At 73.8% G+C, this 6,363-nt stretch carries 8 protein-coding genes and 1 pseudogene; 6 read left to right on the forward strand and 3 right to left on the reverse strand.

Going from position 1 to position 6,363, the window contains the following annotated elements; all coding sequences use genetic code 11:
- Positions 1-305 precede the first annotated feature (305 nt).
- The 6 genes from RB608_RS07270 to RB608_RS07295 all read left to right on the forward strand — a co-directional run bounded on the left by RB608_RS07270 (position 306) and on the right by RB608_RS07295 (position 4,497).
- Complete coding sequence (locus RB608_RS07270) at positions 306-1,250, forward strand: glucosyl-3-phosphoglycerate synthase (protein ID WP_308087141.1); 945 nt, start codon at positions 306-308, stop codon at positions 1,248-1,250.
- A complete protein-coding gene (gene folP / locus RB608_RS07275; RefSeq protein WP_308087142.1) occupies positions 1,250-2,116 on the forward strand; it encodes a dihydropteroate synthase in 867 nt (288 codons plus the stop codon). Before RB608_RS07270 ends, folP begins: the two co-directional genes overlap by 1 nt.
- Complete coding sequence (locus tag RB608_RS07280; protein ID WP_308087143.1) at positions 2,113-2,580, forward strand: hypothetical protein; 468 nt, start codon at positions 2,113-2,115, stop codon at positions 2,578-2,580. The genes folP and RB608_RS07280 overlap by 4 nt, the downstream gene beginning before the upstream one ends.
- A gap of 17 nt (positions 2,581-2,597) precedes the next feature.
- A complete protein-coding gene (locus tag RB608_RS07285) occupies positions 2,598-3,176 on the forward strand; it encodes a rhomboid family intramembrane serine protease (protein ID WP_308087144.1) in 579 nt (192 codons plus the stop codon).
- Positions 3,173-3,559 (forward strand): VanZ family protein, encoded by a 387-nt coding sequence (locus RB608_RS07290; protein WP_308087145.1) that lies wholly within the window; start codon positions 3,173-3,175, stop codon positions 3,557-3,559. The genes RB608_RS07285 and RB608_RS07290 overlap by 4 nt, the downstream gene beginning before the upstream one ends.
- A 155-nt stretch (positions 3,560-3,714) precedes the next feature.
- The gene (locus RB608_RS07295; RefSeq protein ID WP_308087146.1) at positions 3,715-4,497 is read left to right on the forward strand and encodes an enoyl-CoA hydratase-related protein; all 783 of its coding nucleotides are present in this window, start codon (positions 3,715-3,717) and stop codon (positions 4,495-4,497) included.
- A 25-nt stretch (positions 4,498-4,522) separates the two neighbouring features.
- On the opposite strand, the gene RB608_RS07300 is transcribed toward RB608_RS07295, so the two are convergent.
- From RB608_RS07300 to RB608_RS07310, 3 genes and pseudogenes are all read right to left on the reverse strand, one after another.
- Complete coding sequence (locus RB608_RS07300) at positions 4,523-5,539, reverse strand: TIGR03617 family F420-dependent LLM class oxidoreductase (RefSeq protein ID WP_308087147.1); 1,017 nt, start codon at positions 5,537-5,539, stop codon at positions 4,523-4,525.
- A gap of 51 nt (positions 5,540-5,590) precedes the next feature.
- Positions 5,591-5,908 (reverse strand): ferredoxin, encoded by a 318-nt coding sequence (fdxA, locus tag RB608_RS07305; RefSeq protein ID WP_308087148.1) that lies wholly within the window; start codon positions 5,906-5,908, stop codon positions 5,591-5,593.
- Positions 5,905-6,363 (reverse strand): annotated as a pseudogene (locus tag RB608_RS07310) (hypothetical protein); the annotation flags it as partial. The gene fdxA and the pseudogene RB608_RS07310, both read right to left, overlap by 4 nt.

Genomic DNA, 6,363 nt, shown 5'->3' on the forward strand with positions numbered 1-6,363 from the left:
CGTCAGTCCCGGGAGTGCTTGCCCAGGGGCGGCATCGACATCGGCGCGGCCGGCATCCGGGCCGGGCCGGGGGCGGGGTCGGCGGCCGGCTTCTTCGGGCGGCGCGTGTGACGCTCGATGTGCGGACATCCGCGCGGCCCGTGTTTGAGCACGCATCGCACCTTGCGTCGGAAACGGCGGAACGACATGACCAACTCCAGGGGGGAGGGAGCACCCACAATTCCCGAGACCCCTTGACGGTAACACCGTGTACGGGGGTTGGGGAGCCGAACGGCGCAGTGAATGCGAGGGGTAGGTTGACCGGCATGGGGATCCGGGCGGGCCACTGGGACGACTGGGCCCTCGAGGGGCTGCTGGGGCGGAAGGCCGCCGGTGGTCAGCGGGTCAGCCTCGTCGTGCCCGCCCGCAACGAGGCCGCGACCGTCGGCGCGGTCGTGGCTCGGGTCCGCGAGGCGCTGATGGACACGGTCTCGCTCGTCGACGAGATCGTGGTGATCGACAGCGACTCCGTCGACGACACCTACGCCGTCGCCGAGTCGGCCGGGGCCCGGGTGCACCGCTCCGCCGAGATCCGTCCCGACCTCGGTACCCATCCGGGCAAGGGCGAGGCGATGTGGAAGTCGCTGTTCGTCACGACCGGAGACCTGGTCGTGTTCATGGACGCCGACCTCCACGACTGGGACACCCACTTCGTTCCCGGGCTGCTGGGACCGCTGCTGCACCACCCCGAGGTCCAGCTGGTCAAGGGCTTCTACGACCGGCCCGGCGCCGACGGCCCGCTCGAGGGCGGCCGGGTCACCGAGCTCGTCGCCCGGCCCCTGATCGCGCTGCTCTTCCCCGAGCTGGGCGGGCTGGTCCAGCCGCTCGCGGGGGAGTGGGCGGTGCGACGTCGGTGGTTCGCGGGTCTCTCGGTCCCGACCGGGTACGCCGTCGAGCTGGCCGCGCTCGTCGACACCGTGCGGGCCGCCGGTCCCGGGGCGATCGCCCAGGTCGACCTCGGGGTGCGCGCCCATCGGCACCAGGCGCTGCGCGACCTCGGCGGCATGGCCACCCAGATCCTCGCGGCGGCGCTGGCGCGGGCCGGTGTCGCGGTTCAACGACCGGATTCGTCGTCCGGAGCGGCCGATGACGACAGTTCCGGTCGTTGCGTGGCGACCCAGGCGGTGCTGCGGCAGTACCTGCGCGGGCTCGAGCCGGTGGAGCGCGTCGTACCGACCCTCGAGCGACCGGCGGCGGAGGACTACCTGTGATGAGGCTCGGACGGCATGGCTTCGGCGACGACGAGGCGCTGATGATGGCGATCGTCAACCGGACCCCGGACTCGTTCTTCGACAAGGGCGCGACCTGGGCCGAGGACGCCGCGTTCGAGCGGGTCGCGGAGGTGGTGGCGCAGGGCGCCGAGATCGTCGACATCGGCGGCATCAAGGCCGCGCCGGGAGCCGAGATCTCGGCCGCGGAGGAGAAGGACCGGGTCGTCGACTTCGTGGCCCGCGTGCGCGCGACCTATCCCGGACTGGTGATCTCGGTCGACACCTGGCGGGCCGAGGTCGGCGCCGCGGTCTGCGCGGCCGGCGCCGACGTCCTCAACGACGCGTGGGGCGGCGCGGATCCCGAGCTGGTCGACGTCGCCGCGGAGTACGGCGCCGCGATCATCTGCACCCACACCGGCGGTGTGACGCCGCGGACCCGCCCCTACCGGATCGAGTACGACCGGCCGGGCGGGGTGGTCGCCGCCGCGATCGCCGACACCGTCGCCTACGCCGAGCGGGCCCTCGACGCGGGTGTCGCCCGGGAGTCGATCGTGATCGACCCGGCCCACGACTTCGGCAAGAACACCTTCCACTCGCTGGAGGTGACCCGGCGGCTGGGGGAGATGGTCGAGACCGGCTGGCCGGTGCTGGTCTCGCTGTCCAACAAGGACTTCGTCGGCGAGACGCTCGGCCTCGACGTGGGGGAGCGGCTGATCGGGACGCTCGCCGCCACCTCCGTGTGTGCCCTCGCGGGCGCCCGGATCTACCGCGTCCACCAGGTCGTCGAGACCCGGCAGACCGTCGACATGGTGTGGTCGATCGCCGGGCGCCGGGCGCCGCTGCGCGCGATCCGGGGCATCCAGTGACCACGCCTCCTGTCGCGCTGGTGCCCGGCGTCCCGGCCCTGCTGCCGGCGTACGCCTCGCTGGAGGACCCGGTCGCCCCGCTGCGGGCCGCGTGTCTCGCCGCCGTCGGCGGGCTGGGGCCGCGGGTGCGGGTGCGTTCCTCGGGGCCGTCGGGGGCCCGTGTCGCCGCCGCCCTGGTCGAGGCCGTGGGCGCCGTCGTCGTCGAGGACGGCGCGACCGGCGTCCTCGTCGTCGGCAACGGCTCCGCCAAGCGCACCGAGAAGGCGCCCGGCGACTTCGATCCCCGCGCCGAGGAGTTCGACGCGGGGCTGCGCTCGTCGTTCGCCGGCGTCGACGCGGCGCTCGCCGCGGAGCTGTGGGCCGACACCGCCTGCCTGGGCGAGCTGCCGCCGCTGGCCGACGCCGAGGTGACGTACGACGACGCGCCGTTCGGCGTGCAGTACTGGGTCGCGCGCTGGCAGTGACCCGCCACACTGTCGGCATGGACGTACGGAACCGCCCGGGCTGGCAGGTGGCCGCGATCGGTGCCGCCGGCTTCGTCGTGCTGCTGTGGGGGATCGAGCTCGTCGACGTCGCGGCCTCGCACCGCCTCGACGGCTGGGGGATCCGGCCGCGGTCGGGCGAGGGCCTGCTGGGCATCCTCGCCGCGCCGCTGCTGCACGGCGGTTGGGGACACCTGGTCGCCAACACGGTGCCGGCGCTGGTGCTCGGCTTCCTCACGCTCGCGACCGGTCTCGCCCGCGGCCTGGCCGCGACCGCGATCATCTGGCTCGTGGGCGGACTCGCGGTCTGGCTGGTCGCCGGCGGCAACTCGGTGCACCTCGGCGCGTCCGGGCTGATCTTCGGCTGGCTCACCTACCTCGTCGTGCAGGGCTTCGTCGACCGCAAGCCGGGGGAGATCGCGATCGGCCTGGGGGTGCTGGTGATCTACGGCGGCGTGCTCTGGGGCGTGCTGCCCGGCCAGGCCGGGGTGTCCTGGCAGGGGCACCTGTTCGGGGCGATCGCCGGCGTGGTCGCGGCGCTCGCCGTGAGTGAGCGGCGTCGAGTGGCGACCGCGTGAAGGCGCTGCGCTGGCCCTGGCTGTGGGCCGGGGCCTGGGCCGGCCTGCTCGTGGTGGTCGTGGTGCTCTCGCTGGCGCCGCCGCCCCCGTCGCCCGACGTGCCGCAGAGCGACAAGTGGCAGCACCTGCTGGTCTACGCGAGCCTCGCCGCGGTCGCCGTCCAGGTGTTCCGTCCCGGCCGGCCGCTGCTGCTCGCCGCGGTCGTCGTCGTGGCGCTGGGGGCGAGCCTCGAGCTCGCGCAGGGGATGCTCACCGACGACCGGATGATGGACCCGCGCGACGCCCTCGCCAACACGGTCGGCGTCGGGCTGGGGCTCCTCACCAGTCGGACGCGGGCGCGGGACCTGCTGCTGCGCGCCCTGGGAGATCCCGCGGCCAGGTGACGCCTGCTGCGCGCCGCGATACACCGCCGCTGGCGGCGTTGGCGTCGCTCGAGGGGCGGCCCAGCACGTCTTCGCTCCGCCGCCTTGCCGTCACCCGTGTCTCACGACGCTCGCGACGGCATCACCTGACCGCGGAATCTCCTACCCTCTCGGACGTGAGTGCTGACGACCTGCTGATCGAACGTGACCGGCTCGGCCCCGGCGTCCTCGAGGTGACCTTCAACCGCCCGGAGCGCCGCAACGCCTTCACCACCGACATGTACACCGAGCTCCGCGCCCTCTGGGAGCGGACCGCGGAGGACCGCTCGGTGCGGGTCGTCGTGCTGCGTGGCGCGGGCGGCAAGGCCTTCGCCGCCGGCAACGAGATCAGCGACTTCGTCGAGGCCGACGCCGTCGACTACGAGAACTGGATCCGCGAGATGTTCGACCGCCTCTGGGCGCTCCCGCAGGTCACCATCGCCGCCGTCGACGGCGTCTGCGTGGGCGGCGGCCTCGCCGTCGCCACCCACTGCGACCTGCGCGTCGCGACCGAGTCCTCCCGGTTCGGCTACCCGATCGCCCGCACCCTCGGCAACGCCCTCTCCGGCACCGTCCTCTTCCGCTGCCAGGCGATCTTCGGGGAGTCGCTGACCCGCGAGATGCTGCTGGCCTCGCGCCTGGTCACCGCGGACCGCGGGTACGCCGTCGGGGCGCTGGCGGCCGTCGTACCAGATGCCGCGGCGCTCGATGCCGAGGTCGCCGACCTCGCGGCGGGGATCGGCCAGGCCTCCCGGGCCACGATCGAGACCACCAAGCACCAGCTGCTCACCCGGGCGCGCCCGGCCGAGGCCTCGATCGAGGGCGAGGAGGCGCTGCTGCGCGAGGTCTACGGCGGACCGGACTTCACCGAGGGCGTCCGCGCGTTCCTCGCGAAGGAGAAGCCCGTCTTCCGGGGGTGACGCCGGGCGTGGCGGCGGCGCGCTGTTACAGCTCCCGCAGACCGGTCGCCAGTGCGGCGATCTGTTCCAACGGCGGGTCGTAGCCGGGGAAGTAGCAGCACACCCGCTCGACGCCGGGGACGTCGCCGAAGCGCCGCCGGATCTCGGCCGCGCACTCCTCGGGCGTGCCGGCCACGGCGATGGTGTCGAGCACGGTGTCGTCGACGAGGGCGACCATCGCGGCGACGTCGCCGAGCTTCGAGAGCCGGTTGAGCTCGGGCTGCAGGTCGGCCCAGCCCTCGACCTCGAGCACCGGACGGTACGCCGGCGTCGAGCCGTAGAACGCCAGCAGCGCGCGGACGCCGGCCCGTGCGGCGCTCACCTCGGCATCGGTGCGGCCCATCGCGACGATGGCCTGCGGATGGATCGCGAAGTCGGCCACCGGGCGCCCAGCGCGGGCCAGCCCCTCGGCGACGGCCGGGAGGGTCCGCTCGCGCAGATGCCGGTGGCTGTGGAAGGGCATGACCAGGAGCCCGTCGGCCACCTCGGCGGCGGTGCGGGTCATCACCGGCCCCAGGGCGCCGAGGAGCACCGGTGGCGGCCCGTACGGGTTCGGCCCCGGGACGAAGGTCGGCGGCATCAGGGTGTGGGTCGTGTGCTCGCCGCGGAAGTCCAGCCGCTCACCGGACTGCCAGGAGTGCAGGATCGCCTTGACCGCACCGACGATCTCGCGCATCCGGGCCGCGGGCGGCGACCACCGGGCGCCGTACCTCTTCTCGATGTGGGGGCGGATCTGCGAGCCCAGGCCGAGCCGGAACCGGCCGCCGGACATCAGCTGCAGGTCCCAGGCCGTGTGGGCCAGGTGCATCGGCGAGCGGGGCATCGCGATCGCGACATTGGTCATCAGGTCGGCATTGACCCGCCCGGCCACCGCCGCGAGTGGCAGGAAGACGTCGTGCGGGCCTTCGAAGGTGAACAGCCCGGCGGCCCCGGTCTCGGCCAGCTCCCGGGCGCGGATCAGGGACCGATCGGGGCGGGCGTCCAGTTGCAGGTCGAGGAGCACCCGCCCATCCAAGCGGACCGGCCGCCGCCGCGCAGGCGGTACGGCGGTAGCTCAGTCTGCGACCGGCAGCCCGACGACCAGCGGGGCGTCCTCCGCCAGCGGCCCGGACGCGCCCGCGCCGCCGGGCGAGCCCACCGCCGCGAAGGCCTCGGCGTTGGCCGCCAGGAACGGGCTCCACGCGTCGGGCAGGTCGTCCTCGTAGAAGATCGCCTCGGCCGGGCAGACAGGCTCACAGGCGCCGCAGTCGACGCACTCGTCGGGCTGCACGTAGAGCATCCGCGGACCTTCGTAGATGCAGTCGACCGGGCACTCGTCGACGCAGGCGCGGTCTTTGACATCGACGCAGGGCTGGGCGATCACATAGGTCATGCGGGCGCCCCCTTGTCGGTGGGGGACAGGGCGGGGTCGCCGGCGGTGGGCGGGACCGTCCAGGTGTCGCCGCCGTCGAGCAGCGCCTGGAGGTCGCCTCCGTCCGGGAGCGCGCGGGCGGCGCTCACCTGAGCGCGGGCCTGGTGGTCGTAGGTCGGGCGGTCGACCTGGCGGAAGATGCCGATCGGGACGGGGGAGTCGGGGTCGCCGTCGAGCCGGGAGAGCGCGAACTGTCGGGTGGGGTTGGCCTCGGTGGGGTCGTGGGTCCAGGTGCGTCCGTCGGCGCTGACCTCGAGTCCGGGCTCGAGGCGCAGCAGGTGGTCGGCGGCGTTCGGTCCCTTGATGGCGTCGAAGGCGCCGTCGTTGAAGATGGGGCAGTTCTGGTAGATCTCGACCAGGGACGTGCCGCGGTGGGCGGCTGCGGCGGCGAGGACGGCGGTGAGGTGTTTGCGGTC

Source organism: Nocardioides sp. LHD-245 (assembly GCF_030929495.1).
Taxonomy (GTDB): Bacteria; Actinomycetota; Actinomycetes; order Propionibacteriales; family Nocardioidaceae; genus Nocardioides.

What these genes read in the sequence shown, in the direction of transcription:
- RB608_RS07270 (WP_308087141.1), top strand. Translation starts at nt 306, where the DNA reads ATGGGGATCCGGGCGGGCCACTGGGACGACTGGGCCCTCGAGGGGCTG.
- folP (WP_308087142.1), top strand. Translation starts at nt 1,250, where the DNA reads ATGAGGCTCGGACGGCATGGCTTCGGCGACGACGAGGCGCTGATGATG.
- RB608_RS07285 (WP_308087144.1), top strand. Translation starts at nt 2,598, where the DNA reads ATGGACGTACGGAACCGCCCGGGCTGGCAGGTGGCCGCGATCGGTGCC.
- fdxA (WP_308087148.1), bottom strand. Translation starts at nt 5,908, where the DNA reads ATGACCTATGTGATCGCCCAGCCCTGCGTCGATGTCAAAGACCGCGCC.